Origin of the sequence: Guyparkeria sp. WRN-7, from assembly GCF_001641825.1 — a bacterium.
Lineage (GTDB): Bacteria > Pseudomonadota > Gammaproteobacteria > Halothiobacillales > Halothiobacillaceae > Guyparkeria.
In genome coordinates this window covers 233,189-252,933 of record NZ_LRFH01000002.1, presented here as the reverse complement: position 1 = coordinate 252,933, position 19,745 = coordinate 233,189, and the positions used below count along the sequence as shown (strand labels likewise).

Annotated in this window: 19 protein-coding genes; 10 read left to right on the top strand and 9 right to left on the bottom strand. The window is 66.9% G+C overall.

Annotated elements, in window-relative coordinates:
• Positions 1–106: 106 nt before the first annotated feature.
• A complete protein-coding gene (locus tag AWR35_RS01355) occupies positions 107–2,155 on the bottom strand; it encodes a TonB-dependent receptor (protein WP_058574162.1) in 2,049 nt (682 codons plus the stop codon).
• Between the two features lie 238 nt (positions 2,156–2,393).
• On the opposite strand from AWR35_RS01355, the gene gcvH reads away from it, so the two are divergent.
• Positions 2,394–2,774, top strand: coding sequence for a glycine cleavage system protein GcvH (gene gcvH / locus AWR35_RS01350; protein ID WP_058574161.1), 381 nt, complete (start codon positions 2,394–2,396; stop codon positions 2,772–2,774).
• Between the two features lie 20 nt (positions 2,775–2,794).
• Positions 2,795–3,157, top strand: coding sequence for a diacylglycerol kinase (locus AWR35_RS01345; RefSeq protein ID WP_058574160.1), 363 nt, complete (start codon positions 2,795–2,797; stop codon positions 3,155–3,157).
• A 2-nt stretch (positions 3,158–3,159) separates the two neighbouring features.
• On the opposite strand, the gene mreD is transcribed toward AWR35_RS01345, so the two are convergent.
• The 3 genes from mreD to AWR35_RS01330 are packed head-to-tail and all read right to left on the bottom strand — an operon-like array spanning position 3,160 to position 5,595.
• Entirely contained in the window at positions 3,160–3,633 is a 474-nt protein-coding gene (mreD, locus tag AWR35_RS01340; RefSeq protein ID WP_058574159.1) for a rod shape-determining protein MreD, read from the bottom strand.
• Entirely contained in the window at positions 3,623–4,546 is a 924-nt protein-coding gene (gene mreC, locus AWR35_RS01335) for a rod shape-determining protein MreC (protein ID WP_058574158.1), read from the bottom strand. The genes mreD and mreC overlap by 11 nt, the downstream gene beginning before the upstream one ends.
• An 11-nt stretch (positions 4,547–4,557) precedes the next feature.
• Positions 4,558–5,595 carry a rod shape-determining protein gene (locus tag AWR35_RS01330; RefSeq protein WP_058574157.1) on the bottom strand — a complete coding sequence of 346 codons (1,038 nt, stop codon included), beginning with the start codon at positions 5,593–5,595 and terminating at the stop codon, positions 4,558–4,560.
• 390 nt (positions 5,596–5,985) lie between these two features.
• Here AWR35_RS01330 and gatC point away from each other — a divergent pair, with 390 nt between their 5' ends.
• The 8 genes from gatC to hemL all read left to right on the top strand — a co-directional run bounded on the left by gatC (position 5,986) and on the right by hemL (position 16,625).
• The gene (gatC, locus tag AWR35_RS01325; RefSeq protein WP_058574156.1) at positions 5,986–6,273 is read left to right on the top strand and encodes an Asp-tRNA(Asn)/Glu-tRNA(Gln) amidotransferase subunit GatC; all 288 of its coding nucleotides are present in this window, start codon (positions 5,986–5,988) and stop codon (positions 6,271–6,273) included.
• Positions 6,274–6,375: 102 nt separating this feature from the next.
• Positions 6,376–7,824: an Asp-tRNA(Asn)/Glu-tRNA(Gln) amidotransferase subunit GatA gene (gatA, locus tag AWR35_RS01320; RefSeq protein WP_058574194.1), complete on the top strand. Its 1,449-nt coding sequence runs from the start codon at positions 6,376–6,378 to the stop codon at positions 7,822–7,824.
• Positions 7,825–7,835: 11 nt separating this feature from the next.
• Complete coding sequence (gene gatB / locus AWR35_RS01315) at positions 7,836–9,305, top strand: Asp-tRNA(Asn)/Glu-tRNA(Gln) amidotransferase subunit GatB (RefSeq protein WP_058574155.1); 1,470 nt, start codon at positions 7,836–7,838, stop codon at positions 9,303–9,305.
• A gap of 30 nt (positions 9,306–9,335) precedes the next feature.
• Entirely contained in the window at positions 9,336–10,295 is a 960-nt protein-coding gene (hslO, locus tag AWR35_RS01310; protein ID WP_058574154.1) for an Hsp33 family molecular chaperone HslO, read from the top strand.
• A gap of 99 nt (positions 10,296–10,394) precedes the next feature.
• Positions 10,395–13,628, top strand: coding sequence for a glycoside hydrolase family 15 protein (locus AWR35_RS01305; RefSeq protein ID WP_058574153.1), 3,234 nt, complete (start codon positions 10,395–10,397; stop codon positions 13,626–13,628).
• The gene (locus AWR35_RS01300; RefSeq protein ID WP_058574152.1) at positions 13,625–14,632 is read left to right on the top strand and encodes a glucokinase; all 1,008 of its coding nucleotides are present in this window, start codon (positions 13,625–13,627) and stop codon (positions 14,630–14,632) included. The genes AWR35_RS01305 and AWR35_RS01300 overlap by 4 nt, the downstream gene beginning before the upstream one ends.
• The gene (gene thiE / locus AWR35_RS01295) at positions 14,629–15,336 is read left to right on the top strand and encodes a thiamine phosphate synthase (RefSeq protein ID WP_082663828.1); all 708 of its coding nucleotides are present in this window, start codon (positions 14,629–14,631) and stop codon (positions 15,334–15,336) included. The genes AWR35_RS01300 and thiE overlap by 4 nt, the downstream gene beginning before the upstream one ends.
• Positions 15,336–16,625, top strand: a complete 1,290-nt coding sequence (hemL, locus tag AWR35_RS01290) for a glutamate-1-semialdehyde 2,1-aminomutase (RefSeq protein WP_058574150.1) — start codon at positions 15,336–15,338, stop codon at positions 16,623–16,625. The genes thiE and hemL overlap by 1 nt, the downstream gene beginning before the upstream one ends.
• A gap of 109 nt (positions 16,626–16,734) precedes the next feature.
• Here hemL and AWR35_RS01285 read toward each other — a convergent pair whose 3' ends face one another.
• The 5 genes from AWR35_RS01285 to AWR35_RS10975 form a co-directional block, all read right to left on the bottom strand.
• Entirely contained in the window at positions 16,735–17,061 is a 327-nt protein-coding gene (locus tag AWR35_RS01285; RefSeq protein WP_058574149.1) for a hypothetical protein, read from the bottom strand.
• A 20-nt stretch (positions 17,062–17,081) separates the two neighbouring features.
• Positions 17,082–17,372, bottom strand: coding sequence for an HPr family phosphocarrier protein (locus AWR35_RS01280; RefSeq protein WP_058574148.1), 291 nt, complete (start codon positions 17,370–17,372; stop codon positions 17,082–17,084).
• A complete protein-coding gene (locus AWR35_RS01275; protein WP_058574147.1) occupies positions 17,369–17,770 on the bottom strand; it encodes a PTS fructose transporter subunit IIA in 402 nt (133 codons plus the stop codon). The genes AWR35_RS01280 and AWR35_RS01275 overlap by 4 nt, the downstream gene beginning before the upstream one ends.
• Before the next feature lie 84 nt (positions 17,771–17,854).
• On the bottom strand, positions 17,855–18,736 hold the full coding sequence (gene rapZ, locus AWR35_RS01270; protein WP_058574146.1) for an RNase adapter RapZ: 882 nt from the start codon (positions 18,734–18,736) through the stop codon (positions 17,855–17,857).
• A complete protein-coding gene (locus AWR35_RS10975) occupies positions 18,733–19,701 on the bottom strand; it encodes a hypothetical protein (RefSeq protein ID WP_058574145.1) in 969 nt (322 codons plus the stop codon). The genes rapZ and AWR35_RS10975 overlap by 4 nt, the downstream gene beginning before the upstream one ends.
• Between the last annotated feature and the right edge of the window lie 44 nt (positions 19,702–19,745).

The window sequence follows — 19,745 nt, the reverse complement described above, 5'->3', positions numbered from 1 at the left end:
TTTTCCGTACGCGGTCGTGAGTGCCGGGTCGGCACAAAGAAAAACGGCAGCCGGGGAGGCTGCCGCAAGGCCACGCCGCAGCGTGGCAGTCTGGAGTGAAAACAGGTCAGAACGTGGCGGTCAGGCGCGTCCAGACGGTGCGTCCCGGTTCGTTGATGCGTGCGCTCGGGTCGCCGAACACGCTGCGGTAGGCGCGGTTGACGTGTTGCGCGTAGCTGCGGTCGAAGACGTTGTCGACCCCGGCTTCCAGGCGCCAGTTTCGGCTGATGTCGTAGCCCGCGTTGAGATCGAGCACGGCATAGCCGGCCGTCTCGGTGGTATCGAGGCCGCTCTGTTGATCGATCGCCTCGGCCCGGGCCGCCCAGCGAACGACCGCGGCGCCGTCGAATGCGCCGCGCTCGGCACGCAGGCCCAGGTTGCCGGACAACGGCGGGATCTGCGGCAGGTCGCGCGAGTCGCTGGTGTTGCGCCCGCGCACGTAGCTGAGCTGGCCTTCGGTCGCCAGCCAGTCGGTCAGGGCGTAACGCAGATCCAGCTCGCCGCCCATCAGGCGCGCATCGACATTGCGATAGCTGGTGGTCATGGGCATCAGGCCGGCGATCTGGCGGTCCTGCAGGATGTAGTCCTCGACCTGGTCGACGTAGACGTTCGCGTTGGTTTCCAGCCGCTCGCCACGCCACGCAAGCCCGGCCTCGACCTGGTTGTGGATTTCGGGATCCAGGTTCGGGTTGCCCACCTTCGCGAGCATGCCGTTCATCAGCAGGGTGATGTATTTCTGGGTCAGGTTCGGGGCGACCGCCGTCCGGCTGATGCCGACGTGGCCGTCCAGATTCGAGCCGAAGCGGTGATCGTAACGGAGCAGGGCGCCGAACTCGGTGTCGCTCTTGGAGTCCGCCGCCGCGGCGCGGACCTCGGCCGGGACCATCATGTGGGTCGCGATGCTCTTGTCGAGCGTGGTGTCGATCTCGCTTTGGAAACGGTCGACCCGCAGCCCGGCACGCAGGGAGTCATCCTCGTTCAGGCGCCAGTCGCCCTCGACGAACGCGCCGACCTGGTCCGCCTGGCCGTCCGGCCACTGGCGGAACATGCGCATGCCGCTCATGGCGTTGACCGCCTCAGCGTTCTGCTGCACGCGCTCGAAATCCAGCCCGTAATCGAATTCGACCGCGTTGATGCGCGAGGTGGCCGTCAGTCGCGCGGTGGTGGTGTGGGATTGGGCCGGGGCCTCCATCGGCATCGGCGCGGTCAGCTCGCGCAGGCTGTAGTTGTCCATCAGGTGATCGACGTTGGCGCGCGAGAGCTCCAGGCGCACGGCGTCGACCGCGCCGGTGAGGTCGCCGAGGCGACCGTCGAGGCGGTAGATGGTGGCGTTGTCGAACACCGAGTCCATGCCGGTGCCGGCGTAGCGGGTGTCCAGCATGCGGTTGCGGTCGACGGACACCTCGATGCCGGTCTCGTCGCTCACGCGGTAACCACCGATGATCGTCCCGCTGCGCTGCTTGAACGAGGAGGGCACTTCGTTGCCGTCACCGTCCTCGTAGTTCTCGCCGTTGGCGATCTGGCCGATGACCCGGCCGTAGGCATTGCCGTTGCTGAACAACACGTCGGCACTGGTCTGGTCGGTCAGGCCGTTGCTGCTGGTCGCGAAACCGAAGCGTGACTGGATGCCGGGTTCGGCCGCGCGTTCGAAGGTATTGCGCGTGAGCTCGACCGTGCCGCCGCTGCCGCCCGGCCCGCGGGTCAGGGTGGTCACGCCCTTGCGCACCTCGACGGCGTCGTAGCCGGCGAGGTCGCCGAAGCTGGTCGGCGGGTCCATGCGATTGGGGCAGGCGTTGGCGATCGCTGCTCCGTCGAGCAGCACGTTGAGCTGATGCTCGCGCTGGCCGCGGATGATCGGGTCCAGCCCATGGCCCGACATGCGACCGGCGGTGACACCGCTGATGTCCCGCAGCACCTCGGCCAGGTCGGCGCGCGGGGCGCTCTCCTCGGCGGTCAGGGTGACCGGGCTGGCGGACGAGGGCGAGCCCGTGCCGGGTGCCGTGATCAGGATGGTTTCCAGTCCCTCGGCGACGGCGGCCTGACTCACGGTCATCAGACCGGCGAGGATCGAGACGTGCAGGAGGTTGGGGCGGTGGAGCGGGCGGCTGACTGTCATGCGGTGGTCATCCTTCGATGTTCTGGTGGTTGGCCGATGATTTCGATCCGGTAGAGCAGGAAACGGGCCAGCGGCAAGTGGTTGATTGGTCGTCTCTGGCGTGCGTCGGATCGGGGCAGATGGCCCACTGGCTGCGGCATTTGCCGCAGTCACGGTTTGCCGGGCAATCGAGAAGGCCGGCGGTTTGTGCCAGAATCGCGGGCCTGATTACTCGCCCAACGTAAAGAAGGAGTCGCCCATGGACATTCGGCAGGATCGGCGCTACGGGGAAACCCACGAGTGGTACACGATCGAAGATGACGTGGTGACCGTGGGGGTCACCGAGCAGGGTCAGGAAATGCTTGGTGACGTGGTCTTCGCCGACCTGCCGGACGTGGGTCAGGCAGTCTCCGAGGGCGCTCCCTGCGCCACGCTCGAATCGGTCAAGGCCGCGTCAGACGTGCTTTGCCCGGTCGATGGCGAGGTGCTCGAGATCAACGAGGCTCTCGAGGACAGCCCCGAGCTGATCAACGACGATCCGCTCGACGAGGGCTGGATACTCAAGATCCGCATGGAAAACGATCCGGCCGAGTGGATGAGCCCGGACGAGTACGGCCGCATGCTCGAGGCGACCGACTGACGCGGCGAGGAATCGACAAGATGGCATCCGATCGGGGACACGGCCTGGCCCATGTCTGGGTGGCACTGCGTTACTCGTGGAAGGGTTTGCGCGCTGCCTGGCGCAAGGAAGAGGCCTTCCGGCAGGAAGTGCTGGTGGTGCTGGTCGCCGCGCCGACCGCCTTGTTCGTCGGTGAGACGGCGCTCGAGCGCGCCTTGCTCGTTGCCGTGGTGCTGCAGGTGTTGATGGTGGAGCTGCTCAATACCGGCATCGAGAATGTCGTTGACCGGATCGGTGCCGATCGGCACAAGCTCTCCGGGCGCGCGAAGGATGTCGGTTCCGCGGCGGTACTGATGGCGATCATCGTCGCCGCCGTGGTCTGGGCCGGCGTGCTGCTAGGCTGAGCCTAGCGCTCGGCCACGCTGGCAATGCGGCTGAGCAGGAAGTAGATCACCGGCCAGGCGGCCAGGTTGGAGAGTGCCCGCGACAGGTAGGTGGCCATGGAGACGAGGTCGGTTGCCACGCCTTCGACCCAGAGCGACACCATCAGGTAGATCAGGGTGAAGCCGGCCACCAGCAGTGCCTGTGACAGCAGTGGCGCGACGCCGAGTCGCTGGCGCAGGGAAAGCACAAGAAAGGCGGTCAGCGTGAACATCAGGGCATTAAGGCCCAGAAGACCGTTGGTTGCCACATCCAGCATCAGGCCGGCGACCCAGGCGTAGAGCAGCCCCGCCTGGGCCGGCCGGTATAGCGACCAGAAGATTACCACCAGCAACAGCCACTGCGGATTGTGAACCTGCACGGCCTCCGGCAGCGGAATCAGCACCAGTGCCAGTGCCACCAGGCTGGTGAAGACGATCGAGAACCAGCTAGTCGCCATTCCCCGCCTCCGTTTCCTGCGTGTCCGCCTGCACCGGCGCGACCGTCGGCTGGTCGAGCGTCTCCGTTGATCCCGAGGCCGGTGACGTGTCGGCATCGGGCGCTTCGGTGACTACCAGCACGTAGTCGATCCGCGCCAGGTCGGCAACCGGTTCGGCGATCACCCGGATGAACCCCTGGGCCTCGTCGGTCTCGATGGCCGTGATCCGTGCGACCGGGTAGCCGCGAGGGAAGGCCTTGTCGATGCCCGAGGTCGTCAGCAGGTCGCCTGCCTGGATCTGGGTGCGCTCGGGGACCCGCTCGGCCACCAGTTGCTCGGTGCCGGTGCCCCGCAGCAGGGTGGTGCGGCCGGTGTCACCGAGCACGACGGAGAGAATGTGATCGCGGGAGGTCAGTTCGATGATCGTGGCGCCTGTCGCCGTGCTGCGCAGCACCTGGCCGACCACGCCGTGCGCATCGATCACCGGGTCGCCGGGACGGACGTCGTCGCCAAAGCCGCGGCCGATGGTGAAGAGGTTGTCGTCGGGAGTCGGCGGGTGGCCGATGCGGCGGGCAAGCAGGACCGCCGGCACGTCACTGGCTTCGCCGTCGAGTAGGGCCCGCAGCTCGTCGACCTCGCGCTTGACGGAGACGAATTGCTGCATCTGGCCACGCAGGAGGGTGTTCTCTTCGCGCAGGCGGTCCAGGTCTTGGTGGAGTTCGTTGCGTTCGATGAACCAGCGGCCGATGGAGCGGGCCAGGACGACCGGCTGATGGATCGTCTCGATGATGCCGTCGGTGACGCTGCCCATGCCCTGGTCGAGCTGGCCCACCCAACGGGTGCCGATGCGATCGAGGCTCATCAGGGCGATCGAGACCACGACCAGCACCAGGAGCGTGTTGAGTCCGGGGCGGTGGGTATCGAACAGCGCCATCGTCGGCGCCGTTATTCGTCAGCGAAGAGGGTGTTGTTCCGCTGGTCGATCAGCTCGAGGACCTTGCCGCCGCCGCGTGCCACGCAGGTGAGCGGATTCTCGGCGACGACGACCGGCAGACCGGTCTCTTCCATGATCAGCTTGTCCAGGTCGCGCAGCAGCGCGCCACCGCCGGTCAGGACGATGCCGCGCTCGGCAATGTCGGCGCCCAGTTCCGGCGGGGTCTGCTCGAGGGCAGCGCGCACGGCCTGGACGATGCCGAACAGCGGTTCCTGCAGGGCCTCGAGGATCTCGTTGGAGTTGAGGGTAAAGCTGCGCGGCACGCCCTCGGCCAGATTGCGGCCCTTGACGTCGATCTCGAGCAGTTCCTTGCCCGGGTAGGCCGCACCGATCTCCTTTTTGATCCGCTCGGCGGTTGCCTCACCGATCAGGATGCCGTAGTGGCGGCGGACGAAGGCGATGATGGCCTCGTCGAACTTGTCGCCGCCGATGCGCACCGAGGCGGAGTAGACGATGCCGTCGAGCGAGATGACGCCCACCTCGGAGGTGCCGCCGCCGATGTCGACCACCATCGAGCCGCGCGGCTCGTCGACGTCGACGCCGGCACCGATGGCCGCGGCCATCGGTTCCTCGATGATGAAGGCGCGGCGCGCGCCGGCCGAGAGCACCGACTCGCGGATGGCGCGGCGCTCGACCTGGGTTGCGCCCACCGGCACGCAGACCAGCACGCGTGGGCTGGGGCGGAACCAGTGGGAAGAGTGCACCTTCTTGATGAAGTACTGCAGCATCTTCTCGGTGACGTGGAAGTCGGCGATTACCCCGTCGCGCAGCGGGCGGACGGCGTGGATCGACTTCGGCGTCCGCCCGACCATCTGCTTGGCCTCGTTGCCGTAGGCCTGGATGACCGTCTGACCGCCATCATTCCGCAGGGCGACCACCGAGGGCTCGTCGAGCACGATGCCGCGTCCCGAGACGTAGATCAGCGTGTTGGCCGTCCCGAGGTCGATGGATAGGTCGGTGGAGAAGATGCCGCGGAAACCTTTGAACATGGGGGATTAACCGAGTGATGTCTGCGTGTGAGGTGGAAGGCCATTGCGTCGGCCCCGTTGTGGCGGGCCGTTCGATTCTGAATGGCCGTGCCTGAGTCCTTTCCCGTTTTCGCCTGCCGGGCGCCCTGCGGGTCTCAATCCGACCCGGCGCCACGTGGCGTAAAATAAGCGGCTAAGGTAGCAACATGGCGGGTTGCAAGCAAGCGCGTCGACTCGGCAGGCGGACGGGCCTGTGATAGGCTTCGCGCCTGATTTTCCGCGCTCCGGCGGAACCCGGCTTGCGCCCTTCGACAGGAGGTCCGCCGACAGGTTCCTCGCCGGGCCGCCATCCCGGTCAGCGGGCCGGGTGTTCTGACCAAGAAACCATGACTTTCCGAAGGGGTAACGACGATGTCGTTGACCAATGACCAGTTGCAGGCAGTGGCACATCTCGCCCGGATCGCCGTCGAGCCGGAGTCGACCGAGGCGCTGCGCACGGACCTCAATGCCATCCTCGACCAGGCGCGTCTGCTGGACGACCCGCGCCTCAACGATCTCGAGCCGATGGCCCACCCGCTCGACCAGACCCAGCGGCTGCGTCCCGACGAGGTCACCGAGACCGACCAGCGCGACACGCTGATGGAAGGCGCGCCGGCGCAGGAAAACGGCCTGTTCCTGGTGCCCAAGGTCATCGAATAGTCCCGGTCGGCCGCGACCGACACGCCCACTCATCATCTTCTTCAAGGCAGGGGAACCCATTCCGTGTCCACGAATGATTCACCTCAAGGCGGCGATGCCGCGCTGATCAACGCCTCGATCGCCCAGCTCAAGGACTGGCTGGCCGCCGGCGAGCTCTCGGCCAATGACCTGGCCGCGGCCTTCGAGCGACGTATCGAGACGATCGACCCCGAACTCAACAGCCTGATCAGTCGCGTCGAGGCAAACGCGCCGGCATCGACCGACGGGCCGCTGGCCGGAATCCCCTACGCGCACAAGGACATCTTCTGCGCCAAGGGCACCCGCACGACCTGCGGCTCGCGCATGCTCGGTGACTGGGTCGCGCCCTACGACTCGACCGTCCACGAGCGTCTGAGCCAGAGCGGCGCGGTGCTGCTGGGCAAGGCGAACATGGACGAGTTCGCGATGGGTTCGTCCAACGAGAACAGCCATTTCGGCGCGGTGGCGAACCCCTGGGATACCGCTGCCGTTCCCGGCGGCTCCTCCGGTGGTTCGGCGGCGGCGGTCGCCGCCCGGCTGGTACCGTTCGCCACCGGCACCGACACCGGCGGCTCGATCCGCCAGCCCGCGGCCTTCTGCGGCGTGACCGGCATCAAGCCCACCTACGGGCGCGTCTCGCGTTACGGGATGATCGCCTATGCCTCGAGCTTCGATCAGGGCGGCGTGATCGCCAAGTCGGCTGCCGACTGCGCGCTGGTGCTGGGCGAGATGGCCGGTTTCGACCCGAAGGATTCCACCTCGTCCGACGAGGCCGTGCCGGACTACGTCGCCGGTCTCGACGGGTCGATCGAGGGCCTGCGCGTGGGCATCCCCAAGCAGTGGTTCTCCGATGCGCTCGACCCGGCGGTGGGTGACGCCGTCACCGCGGCAATCGACGAGCTGCGTGCCGCCGGCGCACGGATGGTCGAGATCGACCTGCCGGATGCCGACATCGCCCTGGCCGCCTACTACCTGCTCGCGCCGGCCGAGGCCTCCTCGAACCTGTCGCGCTTCGACGGTGTGCGTTTCGGCTACCGCTGCGAGGACCCCAAGGACCTGCAGGATCTCTACGAGCGCACCCGTTCGGAAGGCTTCGGCTCGGAGGTCAAGCGCCGCATCCTGGTGGGCACCTACGCGCTCTCCGCCGGTTATTACGACGCCTTTTACCGTCGCGCGCAGAAGGCCCGCCGCCTGGTGACCGAGCACTTCCAGCGCGCCTTCGACCAGTGCGACCTGATCGCCGGCCCGGTCACGCCGACCCCGGCCTTCGATCGCGGTGCGCACAGCGACGACCCGGCCAAGATGTACCTCGAGGACATCTTCACCATCCCGGTAAACCTCGCCGGTCTGCCGGGGATGTCGGTCCCGGCCGGCTTCGTCAACGGCCGCCCGGTCGGCCTGCAGCTGATCGGCCGCCACTTCGACGAAGGCCGCCTGCTCAACGTCGCCCACCAGTACCAGCAGCGTGTCGACTGGCATGAGCGCATGCCGTCGATCGCTGGTGACTCCGCCAACGACAACCGCGAAGGGTAAGGACAGCACGCATGAGTCAATACGCAATCCCTTCGGGCTGGGAGGCCGTCATCGGCCTGGAGATCCACGCCCAGCTGGCCACCCGTTCCAAGATCTTCTCCGGGGCGTCGACCGCCTTCGGCGCCGAGCCCAACGCCCAGGCCTGCGCGGTGGATCTCGGCCTGCCGGGCGTGCTGCCCGTGCTCAACGAGGGCGCGGTCCGCATGGCCTCGCTGTTCGGTCTGGCGATCGACGCGGACATCTCGCGGGTCTCGAGCTTCGATCGCAAGAACTACTTCTATCCGGACCTGCCCAAGGGCTACCAGACGACGCAGCTGGCCCGCCCGATTGTCGTCGGCGGCGAGGTGACCATCACCACCGGCGAGGGCAAGAAGGCGCGCGAACACACCATCCGCGTGACCCGCGCGCACCTCGAGGAGGATGCCGGCAAGTCGCTGCACGAGGACTTCCACGGCATGTCCGGCATCGACCTCAATCGCGCCGGCACGCCGCTGATCGAGATCGTCTCCGAGCCGGACATGCGCAGTCCCGAGCAGGCGGTCGCCTATGCCCGAAAGATCCACGCGATCGTGCAGTACCTGGGCATCTGCGACGGCAACATGCAGGAAGGCTCGTTCCGGGTCGATGCCAACATCTCCGTGCGCCCCGAGGGCGACGAGGCATTCGGCACCCGCACCGAGATCAAGAACGTCAACTCGTTCCGTTTCCTGCAGCGGGCGATCGAGTTCGAGATCGAGCGTCAGATCGACCTGCTCGAGACCGGCGGCGAGGTGGTGCAGGCCACGCGCCTGTACGACCCGGACCGTGACGAGACGCGTCTGATGCGCACCAAGGAAGAGGCGGACGACTACCGCTACTTCCCCTGCCCGGACCTGCTGCCGGTCGAGCTGGACGAGGCGACCATCGAGTCTTGGCGCGCCGAGCTCCCCGAACTGCCGGACGCCAAGGCCGGCCGTTACCAGACCGAGTACGGCCTGAGCGCCTACGACGCCGGCGTGCTCACCTCCAGCCGGGCGACCGCCGAGTACTTCGAGGCCGTGATCGCCCGCGAAGGCAGCGATGCCAAGCTCGCCGCCAACTGGGTGATGGGCGAGGTCGCCGCGTTGCTGAACCGGCTCGAGCTCGAGATCGGCGAGTGTCCGGTCCCGGCCGACAAGCTGGCCGATCTGCTCGAGCGCATCAATGATGGCACGCTGTCGAACAAGCTCGGCCGCGAGGTCTTCGAAGCCCTGGCCGAGGAGGGCGGTTCGGTCGACGCGATCATCGAGGCGCGCGGACTGAAGCAGATCTCGGATACCGGCGCGATCGAGGCGATGGTCGACGAGGTGATCGAGGCCAACCCCGGGCAGGTCGAGGCCTATCGGGGCGGCAAGGACAAGCTGTTCGGCTTCTTCGTCGGTCAGGTGATGAAGGCCGCCAAGGGCAAGGCCAACCCCAAGGCCGTCAACGAGGTGCTCAAGCGTCGTCTCGACGGCGAGTGACCCGACGCTCCCCCTTTTCCGGAGGCCGGCATGACTGACACGCAGGAATCGATCGACTGGCACAACCTGCCGCAGGGCGACGAGCTGTTCCGTTTCTCGTTCGAGGACGGGCTGGTGCGGGGTGTCTCGCTGCGCCTGGAGTCGACCTGGCAGGCGGCGATCGAGAATCACGACTACCCGCCGGCGGTGGCCGCACTCCTGGGCGAGGCCGTGGCCGGGGCGGTGCTGATGGTGGCGAGCCTCAAGTTCGAAGGTCGCCTGATCCTGCAGTTCGCCGGTCATGGTCCGATCAACCTGCTGGTGGTGCAGGTAAGCTCGGACCGCCGCTTCCGCTGCATGGCGAAGTGGGACGACGAACGGCTGGCACAGGCCGGCGAGGGACTGGAGGCGCTGCTCGGCCGTGGCCAGTTGGTGCTGACCATCGAACCGGACGAGGGTACGCGCTACCAGTCACTGGTACCGATCGAGGGGGCGTCACTGGCCGACGCCATCGAGGGCTATTTCCAGCAATCCGAGCAACTGCCGACCCGCCTGGTCCTCTCCGCCGATCGGGAGGTCACCGCCGGGATGCTCGTCCAGCAGATGCCGGAAACCGGCGGGATCGTGCCGGCCCGCGGCCCGTCGGCCCAAGGTTTCGAGCATGTCGGCAAGCTGGTGGACACGCTGGTCGGCGAGAAAGGGCAGGCGGAGATGCGTGCGGTCACGGCGCCGGAGCTGCTGCACCGACTGTTTCACCAGGACGCCCTGCGTATCCATGACGTCGCCCGTGTCGCCTTCAGCTGTGGCTGCAGTCGAGAGGCGGTGGGTCAGATGCTGGCCGGACTTGGCCGGGAGGAGCTCGACGCGACGCTGGCGAGCGAGGACACCCCGCCCGGGCTGATCGAGATCCACTGCGACTTCTGCGGCAGCCTGTATCGCTTCGACCGGGTCGACGTCGAGCAGCTGCTGACCAACGCCAGCGTCGAGCCGCCGGAATCCACCCGGCACTGAGGCCGCGCTCGCTCGCCCCACTGGCCGAAAGCGCATAACGACTCCATACTGAGCGTGGGGCCCGGGCCAGCCGGGCCGTCAGACCACCCGGTATCCAACATGACGACTGGCCGACCGTCTTCTCCCGACCTCGCCGAACGCGACGAGGCGTCGCTCGACGCCCTGTTCGCGGAGGTGCGTCGCCATATCCTCGATCGACAGCACCCGATCACCGGCCTGTTGCCGGCGAGCACCGCCGTCACCGCCCATGGCGACTACACCGATGCCTGGGTGCGCGACAACGTCTACAGCATTCTGGCCCCCTGGGCACTCGGCATTGCCTGCCGGCGGGAAGGGCAGTCTGCGCGCGCCTTCGAACTCGAGCAGGCCGTCGTGCGCAACATGCGTGGCCTGCTGCAGGCCATGATGCGTCAGTCCGATCGGGTCGAGCGCTTCAAGCACAGTCTCGATCCGATCGACGCCCTGCACGCCAAGTACGACACCGCGACGGGCGAGGCGGTGGTCGGCGACGAGGAGTGGGGGCATCTGCAGCTGGATGCCACCTCGCTGTTTCTCCTGATGCTGATGCAGATGACCGCCGGCGGGCTGACCATCGTTCAGAGCCGCGACGAGGTCGACTTCGTCCAGAACCTGGTCTGGTATCTGTCGCGTGCCTACGTCACGCCTGACTACGGCATCTGGGAGCGGGGCAACAAGATCAATATCGGCGTGCGCGAGCTCAATGCCAGCTCGCTGGGGATGGTGCTCGCCGCGCTGGAAGCGGCCGACGGCTTCGACCTGTTCGGCGAGCGGGGTGACGAGGCCACCCGCCTGCACGTCGTTCCCGATGACATCGTCCGGGTCGCCCAGTGCCTCGAGGCGATCCTGCCCCGCGAATCGGCCTCCAAGGAGATCGATTCCGCGCTACTGGCGGTGATTGGCTATCCGGCCTTCGCCGTGGCGCATGAGGACCTCGCCGCACAGGTGAGCGATCGTATCGAGGAGCGGCTTGCCGGTCGTTACGGCTACAAGCGCTTCCTGCGTGACGGCCACCAGACCGCGATCGAGGACGAGAACAAGCTTCATTACGAACCCGAGGAGCTGGAGGCCTTCGCCCGGATCGAGTGCGAGTGGCCCTTGTTCATCGCCTATCGGCAGATCAACGCCTGCTTTGCCGGCGACCGGTCCGCGGCGGCGTCCTACGGTCGGCGGTTACGGGAGCTGGCCGTGTGCGAGAACGCCCAGCCGGCGTTGCCGGAGCTCTACTACGTGCCTCCCGAGTCGATCGACGCCGAACGCGAACAGCCCGGCTCGAGCCGACGCTTGGCCAACGCCAACCGGCCGCTGGTGTGGGCGCAAAGCCTCTGGGTGGTCGGTCGCCTGCTGTGCACGAAGCGCATTGTCCCGGAGGATATCGATCCCCTCGGTCGGCATGCCCGGCCGGCAGGCAACGGCCCGGCCGAAGTGGGTGTCGCCCTGCTGGCCGAATCGTCCGACGCGATGGCGCGACTGGGATCGGCCGGCGTCGCCCCGGTGGAAATGCGGGACCGGGCGGTGCCGGGCGCGATTCCCGCAGACGTGCTGATCGAACGGCTGGCCTCGCTGGGAGGCAACGGGCGACTCGGCCTCGGTGGTCGACCACGACGGCGGCTGCTGGGGCTGGCGACTGCCGCCATGATTGATTCGGCCGACGAGAGCCGGGCGTTGATCCCGGCACTGTTCGATACCCGGACGTTCCTGCTGGGGCGAGACGTCCAGCTGTTGGTGCACGAGATGCGTACCGCGATCGGCTATCTCGCTCGACAATGGCGCAGTCCCGCGCGTCCGCTGTTCGTGGTGCCGGTGGCGGACTGGATGCTTGCCGAGCCCGACGGGGAAGCCTTTGTCGCCTTCTGCCGCGATGAACTGGTCAGCGGTCTCGTCGATGGGGTGCCGGTTCGCCTCGGTTCGCTGGGTGATCTCGACGCGTCTGTCCTGCACCGCTGTCTGCCCGGCCCCCTGCCGACGTGGGAGCCACCTGCGCCCCTGCCCGAGGTCGACTGGCAACTCAACGGGGATGTGGCGGCACTCGAGGAGCAGCTGGGCGATACGCCTTCGCTCGAACAGCTACTGCAGGCCTATGCTCATGCGCAGGCGCTGGACGAGCGCCTGGAGGTCCTGGGCCGGCTGGGCCGGTCCGACCTGTCTGCCGATCAGCGCTTCATCGACGCCAACGGGGTCAGTCGAGACCTCGATGGCCACCGCGAGGGGGTGTTTCGTGTCGCGCAATCCCTTGGTGCCTGGCGGCTCATGCGCAAGGCCGCGGAGATGGCTGGGGTGGTCGATGCCTTCCTCGAGGTGGCCATGATGGATCTGATCGTCCATCAGAAGCGCGTCGCGGTGGGGCGCTCGTATTCGCGCCGGGCGGTGATCGATGTGCCGGTGTCCAACCAGGAAATACTGCAGCGCATCGCGGCCTATTGCGGCGATGACTGGCGCGAGCGGGCGCTGACGCAGGAGATGGTGATCCACCTGGGTGCCTGGCTGCGCGCCGAGCCGGCGTTGTTCGACAACGTCATCACCCTGCGCACCGGGCCGCTGCTGCAGATCCTGGTGGCATTGCAGGTCCGTGAAGCACGTGTCGATCCGTCGCGGGCGCTTGACGATCTGGTCGCCATGCCGCCGCACATGCTGCGCCAGCGCCTGCGCGAGGCAATCGCCTGGCGGGGTCATCCCGGACGGCTCGAGGCGCTTCACCGACAGGATGGGGGAAGCGTCTCCCTGACAAGGGCCGAGGAACACCGTATCGATGCGCTGCTTCCCGAAACGGTCGACCAGGACCGGCGGATGGACTGGTACCAGCGCCGTCAGATCGAGGGGGCGATGAGTCGTCTGCCCGAGGACTTCTATCGGGGTGTCTGGCAACTGCTGGGGCATGTTCCGGCGCTGGTGATCGGCAACCGCTTCGATGCGCGTAGCGTGATCGACAGCCAGTTGTATCGTGGGCAGTACACCGCCGGCGAGCACAACTTCGCCCTGGCCGTCGAGCACCGCCTGAACCGGATCGAGGCCCCGGAGTATCGTCAGTTGTGTATCGAGACATTGGCGACGCTGTCGGAAATCACGGCGGGCACGCCGGAACTGTCGATCGCCGAACCGCTGGTGCTCGACGTGCTGACCGGCTACGCCGTACGGCTGGCCTGGCTCGACGAGCACCCCGAGGAAGCCGAGCGTTACGACGAACGACGCGCGGATGCCTGGCAGGCATTCTACCGTCTGCCGCCCGCGTCGGTGGCCGATTGGGTGACCGCGGCACTGGAATACCTGCTTCGGGCCGATGTGGAACCATCACAAGAGGAGAGGGCCGGGGAATGATTCTCGCTGGTGATATCGGGGGGACGCGCTCGCGGCTGTTGTTGTACCAGCCGGGCGAGGCGGATGCGCAGGTCGAGCGGACGCTCGCAAGTCGCGAGCATGCCGACTTCCCAACACTGCTGAGCGCCTTTCTGGATCAGGTTCAGGCAAGCCGCTTCGGCACGATCGACGCGGCGGCCTTCGGCGTGGCCGGCCCGGTTCGCGGCGAGGGCAGGGAAGCTCGCGTGCAGGCGACCAACCTGCCGTGGACGGTGTCGGCGGACGAGCTGAGTCGTGTGTTGGGCGGGGCCAACGTGCATCTGGCCAACGATCTGATCGCGGTGGGCATGGGAGCGCTTTCCAGCCCGGTGGATCAGCGCGTCAACCTCAACCCGGAGGCGGATATCGGGTCGGGGCACGCGGCGATCATCGCGCCGGGTACCGGTCTGGGCGAGGCGGTGTTCTTCCACGATGGCGAGCGCCATTGCCCGATGCCGAGCGAGGGCGGGCACTGTGACTTCGCCCCCAACGACGATCGCGAGACCGCGTTGCTGACCTTCCTGCGCGGCCGTTTCGGCGGGCATGTCAGCTATGAACGCATCCTCAGCGGTGACGGCTTTTCTTCCCTATATGCCTTCGCTCGACAGGCTGGTCTGGGCCGGCCGGCGGCCGATGCCGATCAGCGCCTCGCCGAGACCAGCGATGCCAATGCCCTGATCACCCGTTGGGCCGGCCAGGGGGAGGACGAGTGCGCGGTGATCGCCTGCCGGATGTTCGCCCGTATCCTGGGGGCCGAGGCCGGCAATCTGGCATTGAAGACACTGCCGACGGGCGGGGTGTTTCTGGCCGGTGCCATCGTCGGCTATATCCTGCCGTTCCTGCGTGAGTACACGCTGGAGGGCTTTCTCGACAAGGGCCGCTTTGCGACCATGCTCGGTCGCATGCCGCTGTGGGTGGTGCCGGACGGCAATCTGGGCCTTGCCGGTGCACGACGGCTGGCAGAGGAGCACAGCCAAACACGATGAGCGAGACAATGACCCGGGACGACCTGACTGGCCTGTACGTGATCACCGATACCCGCCGTTTTCAGCGCGAGTCGCTGGTCGAGGCGGTAAGCGAGGCGATCACTGGCGGTGCCCGGATAGTGCAGTACCGTGACAAGAGCGACGAGGTGGGAAGGCGCCGCGACGAGGCGGCGGCGCTGGCCGAGTTGTGCCGTCGTCACGGCTGTCCCTTCATCGTCAATGACGACGTGGCACTCGCGATCGAGGTGGGTGCCTCCGGCGTTCACCTCGGTCGTGACGATGCGCCGCTCGCCGAAACCCGTGCCCGATTCGCCGCCGAGGGGCTCGATGCGATCATCGGTGTGTCTTGCTATGCTGACCGGCTGCGGGCGGAGCAGGCGGCCGCCGAGGGTGCCGACTATCTGGCCTTCGGCGCGATGTTTCCCTCGCCGACCAAGCCGCATGCGCCCGGTGCGCCGGCCGACGTTCTCGGCTGGGCCCGTGAGCGGCTGGACCGGCCGGTCTGCAGCATCGGTGGCATCACGGCGGCGAACGTCGGCGAACTGATGCCGCACCGACCCGACATGATCGCGGTGATCAGCGAAGTGTTCGCCGCCCCCGACATCCGTGTCGCTGCCGAGGCCCTCTGTGACGCAATGGCCCATACGGCGGCGACCGTCCCGACCGAAACCATTCAGAAAAGCGAAGATCCGGAGAATTCTTGATGACCGCATCCAACCACGAGCTGTTCGAAAAGGCACAGGCCCACATCCCCGGCGGGGTGAACTCGCCGGTGCGCGCCTTCGGCTCGGTCGGCGGCGACCCGGTGTTCGTCAAGCACGCCGAGGGAGCCCGCTTCTTTGACGAAAACGACAAGCCCTACATCGACTATGTCGGCTCCTGGGGGCCGATGATCCTCGGCCACGCGCACCCGGAGGTGATCGAGGCGGTGCGCGAGGCGGCCAAGGACGGGCTTTCCTTCGGCGCGCCGACGGTCAGCGAGACCCGCATGGCGGACCTGCTCTGCGAGCTGGTGCCGTCGATGGACATGGTGCGGCTGACGTCCTCGGGCACCGAGGCGACCATGAGCGCGATCCGTCTGGCACGCGGTTTCACCGGCCGTGACCGGATCGTCAAGTTCCAGGGCAACTACCACGGCCATTCCGACTCGCTGCTGGTCGAGGCCGGCTCCGGCGCGCTCACTCACGGCGTGCCGAGCTCGCCGGGCGTGCCCAAGCCGTTCGCCGACCTGACCACCACGGTCGAGTACAACAACCTCGACCAGGTGAAGAAGGTGTTCGAGGAAGTGGGCGACGAGGTTGCCGCGATCATCGTCGAACCGGTGGTCGGCAACATGAACTGCATTCCCCCCGAGCCGGGCTTCCTCGAAGGCCTGCGCCAGGTCTGCGACGAGTACGGTGCGGTGCTGATCTTCGACGAAGTGATGACCGGCTTCCGTGTCTCGCTGGGTGGCGCGCAGGGTCACTACGGCATCAAGCCGGACCTGACCACCATGGGCAAGGTAATCGGCGGCGGCATGCCGGTCGGTGCCTTTGGTGGTCGCCGCGAGATCATGGAGATGATTTCGCCGATGGGCCCGGTCTACCACGCGGGTACCCTCTCGGGTAACCCGATGGCGATGGCTGCGGGCGTGAAGACGCTCGAGCTGATCCGCGTGCCCGGATTCTTCGATGTCCTCACGCGCCGCACCCAGACGCTGTGCGACGGCCTGGTCGAGGCGGCGAAGAAGCACGATATCCCGATGATCGCCCAGAATGCCGGCGGCATGTTCGGCCTGTTCTTCACCGACAAGGATCGCGTGGCCAACTTCAACGATGCCACCGCCTGCGACAAGGAGGCGTTCAAGACCTTCTTCCACGGCATGCTGGACGAGGGTGTCTACTTCGCACCGTCGTCGTTCGAGGCCGGCTTCGTCTCGATGGCCCATGGCGAGGACGAGATCTACGCCACCATCGAGGCGGCCGACCGGGTCTTCGCCCGCATGGCTGGCTGATTGCCGTCCCCGGCCGGGCGCGCGTCCCGGCCGGGTGCAATGAAAAAGGCCGCCCGGTCATCGACGGGGCGGCCTTTCTTTGTTTTGGCTTGCGCGCCGGGCAGGGAGGTCAGTCCTCCTCCATGTTGGCGTCCGGATCCCAGCCTTCCTTGCGTGCCTTGTTCATCTGCTCGTCGTAGAGCTTGGCGTGACGGGCGCGCAGGTCGTCGGGCAGCAGGCTCGGAATGCCGCCGCCGTGCTTGTCCCATTCGGCGTTGACGCGATCGGCCAGCCCCTGCATGCGGCCCAGCTCCCAGCCCTCGCAGGTCTCGTCTTCCGGAATCAGGCCGAATACCCGGGCATCCAGCACCAGGCGACCGAGGAAGGTCATGCCGCCGTCCCGGTCCTTGTCCAGCCCGACGTAGCTGTCTTTCGCTTGATTGCCTCTGCGTTGCATCGTTGCTCTCGTGTCTCTCGTTATTCGGATTCGTGAAAACGGGCATCGACGAGATCGGCGATCTCGTTCGCTGCCTCGTGGGCATCGTTGCCCGTGACGTTGACCGTGATGGTCTTGCCGCAGGCCGCGGCGAGCATCATCAGTCCCATGATCGATTTGCCGTTGACGTTGCGGCCGTTGAACGCAACCTGGATGTCGCTCTCGAAGCGTTCGGCGGTCGCCGCGAAGCGGGCGGCCGCCCGGGCATGCAGTCCGCGCTTGTTGCGCAGGGTGAGATCGCGACTGATGGTGGCAGTGTCCGGTTGGCTCATGACCCCTCGCTGGCTCCTTCCTGGATGATGCCGTCGCGACCGCCGCTGCATGCCTTGGCCGTCATCTCGGCCAGCGGCAGGCGCGGGTAGTTCAGGGCGCGGACCAGCATGGGGAGGTTCACCCCGGAGATCACCTGCACCTGATGCTGGTCGCGCAGGCGGTGGGCGATGTTCGACGGGGTCGAGCCGTACATGTCGGTCATCACCAGCACGCCTTCACCGCCGTCGAGGTCCGCCACACGCCGGCGCGCTGCGTTGAGCAGGTCGATCGGGTCGTCATCCTGACGTACGTCGATGTGCTCGAGTCGCGTGGGGAGGCGTTCGAGCATGTCGGTGGCCGTTTCGATCAACTGGGCCCCGATATCGTTGTGGCAGATGAGCAGGATTCCGACGGTCATTGCGGGGGAGATTCCTCAATCGCGTTCGGCAAAGCCTGCATCATACCGAAAAAACGGCCGGGAACAGGTCCGATCGGCCGCCGTTCAGTGATTGCCCAGATCCCGGTGGCGGACCACGAGGTTGCCGAAGGTCGGACGCAGGTCGTGCGCGATCTGTTCGACCACGTAGACCGAGCGGTGCTTGCCGCCGGTGCAGCCGACCGAGCAGGTCAGGTAGCTGCGATCGCTGTGGCTCGCCTGTACCAGCATGTGGGCGAGGAACTCGCTGATGCGCGAGCGGGTGTCGTGCGTGACCGGATGCTGTTCGAGATAGTCGACCACCGCCTGGTCCAGGCCGCTGTGCGGACGCAGGGAGGTGTCCCAGTGCGGATTGGGCAAGAAGCGCACGTCGAACAGGAAGTCCGAATCCAGCGGTATGCCGAACTTGAAACCGAATGACTGGATCAGGATGCGCGGCCCGGCCACCTTTTCGCCGATCAGGCGCGAGCGCACGTCCTCGCGCAACTGGTGCACCGTGGTCAGGCTGGTATCGATGACCAGGTCCGCGTAGGCGCGGATCGGCATCAGCAGTTGCCCCTCGCGCGCGATCGCCTCCACCAGGTTCTCGATCTGATAGGACAGCGGGTGTCGACGGCGTGTCTCGGAGAAGCGCGTGATCAGGCGTTGTTGATCGGCTTCGAGGAACAGGCTGCTGATATTGAGTTCCGGCAGGCACTCCCTGAGCCGGTCGATACGGTCGGGGAGGTCGGCGAGCGATTGCTCCGGGGCCCGTGCATCGATACTGATCGCGATGCCGCGAGCGACGATGCCCCCTTCGAGATAGCTTTCGGCCAGGTGATCGAGCAGGTCGGGCGGCAGGTTGTCGATGCAGTAGAAGCCGCTGTCCTCGAGGGCGGCCAATGCCACCGACTTGCCGGAGCCCGATTGGCCGGTGACCAATATCAGCCGTGGCGCCGGCCCGTTCACGACCAGGGCTCCGGTTTGTTGCCGGGATGCGGCGGGATGTCGCCGTCGGAGAACAGGCGCGCGACCCGGGGGCTGAACGGCTGGCCGCCGCGCTGGCGTTCGAGATTGCGCTGACGCACGATCGCCTCGAGCAGGACGGCGATGTTCCGTCCCGGCGCGACCGGTAGCCGCCAGACCGGGATCGACAGTCCGGCGATGCGTTCGTTGCCCCGGTCGCCGAAGAGTCGCTCGTCGGCGCCGATGCGGCGCGAACTGTCCGCCGGGTAGAGATCGACGATCAGGCGCAGGTACTTGCGTGCCTTGAGCGAGTTGCTGCCGAACAGTTCGCGGATGTCGAGGATGCCGATGCCACGGACCTCCAGCAGACCGAACAGCCGGTCCGGGCAGGAGCCGGTCACCTCGTCGCCGCGGGCGATGAAGCAGGGCGCGTCGTCGGCGATCAGGCGGTGGCCGCGGCTGATCAGTTCGAGGGCCACTTCGCTCTTGCCGATGCCCGCGGTGCCGCGGATCAGTACCCCGAGGCCGCTGATCTCCATGAACACCCCGTGGCGCCAGTCCTCGTCGTGTGTGCCGCAGAGCCGTTGCAGTCGCCGGCTGACCGTCTCGTCGTCGTCCGGCGTGCTGATCACGGTGATCGGGGCGGCATCGCCTGCATCCGCCTTAGGGACCGGAGCCAGCCATTCGTCGACGGCCTGCGCGTGCGCCTCGGTAAGCAGGATCACCCGCGGACTGGTATCGGCGGGCAGGGGTCCGTTGGCGTGTTTCAGGCATTCCTCGCCGCATCGCAGATCGCGTCTCAGGGCGGGGGAGATCAGTGCCAGCCGGGTGGGAATCCAGGGGTTGGCCGGACCGATGCGTCGTTGATCGGTCGGGACCGAGGCCTGCCATTGATCCGGCAGGATCGCCTGCCAGTCGGAGTCGCTGGCATTCGAGGGAAGGTGGTGGTGTGTGAAGCTCGGGATCATGGCCTGCCCGTTTGCCGTTCAAGGCTCGATGGTCGGGCGCGAGG

Bases quoted from the DNA above. Each gene is read 5' to 3' on its own strand.
- AWR35_RS01355 (WP_058574162.1), bottom strand. From the start codon at position 2,155: ATGACAGTCAGCCGCCCGCTCCACCGCCCCAACCTCCTGCACGTCTCG.
- gcvH (WP_058574161.1), top strand. From the start codon at position 2,394: ATGGACATTCGGCAGGATCGGCGCTACGGGGAAACCCACGAGTGGTAC.
- AWR35_RS01345 (WP_058574160.1), top strand. From the start codon at position 2,795: ATGGCATCCGATCGGGGACACGGCCTGGCCCATGTCTGGGTGGCACTG.
- mreD (WP_058574159.1), bottom strand. From the start codon at position 3,633: ATGGCGACTAGCTGGTTCTCGATCGTCTTCACCAGCCTGGTGGCACTG.
- mreC (WP_058574158.1), bottom strand. From the start codon at position 4,546: ATGGCGCTGTTCGATACCCACCGCCCCGGACTCAACACGCTCCTGGTG.
- AWR35_RS01330 (WP_058574157.1), bottom strand. From the start codon at position 5,595: ATGTTCAAAGGTTTCCGCGGCATCTTCTCCACCGACCTATCCATCGAC.
- gatC (WP_058574156.1), top strand. From the start codon at position 5,986: ATGTCGTTGACCAATGACCAGTTGCAGGCAGTGGCACATCTCGCCCGG.
- gatB (WP_058574155.1), top strand. From the start codon at position 7,836: ATGAGTCAATACGCAATCCCTTCGGGCTGGGAGGCCGTCATCGGCCTG.
- hslO (WP_058574154.1), top strand. From the start codon at position 9,336: ATGACTGACACGCAGGAATCGATCGACTGGCACAACCTGCCGCAGGGC.
- AWR35_RS01305 (WP_058574153.1), top strand. From the start codon at position 10,395: ATGACGACTGGCCGACCGTCTTCTCCCGACCTCGCCGAACGCGACGAG.
- AWR35_RS01300 (WP_058574152.1), top strand. From the start codon at position 13,625: ATGATTCTCGCTGGTGATATCGGGGGGACGCGCTCGCGGCTGTTGTTG.
- thiE (WP_082663828.1), top strand. From the start codon at position 14,629: ATGAGCGAGACAATGACCCGGGACGACCTGACTGGCCTGTACGTGATC.
- hemL (WP_058574150.1), top strand. From the start codon at position 15,336: ATGACCGCATCCAACCACGAGCTGTTCGAAAAGGCACAGGCCCACATC.
- AWR35_RS01285 (WP_058574149.1), bottom strand. From the start codon at position 17,061: ATGCAACGCAGAGGCAATCAAGCGAAAGACAGCTACGTCGGGCTGGAC.
- AWR35_RS01280 (WP_058574148.1), bottom strand. From the start codon at position 17,372: ATGAGCCAACCGGACACTGCCACCATCAGTCGCGATCTCACCCTGCGC.
- AWR35_RS01275 (WP_058574147.1), bottom strand. From the start codon at position 17,770: ATGACCGTCGGAATCCTGCTCATCTGCCACAACGATATCGGGGCCCAG.
- AWR35_RS10975 (WP_058574145.1), bottom strand. From the start codon at position 19,701: ATGATCCCGAGCTTCACACACCACCACCTTCCCTCGAATGCCAGCGAC.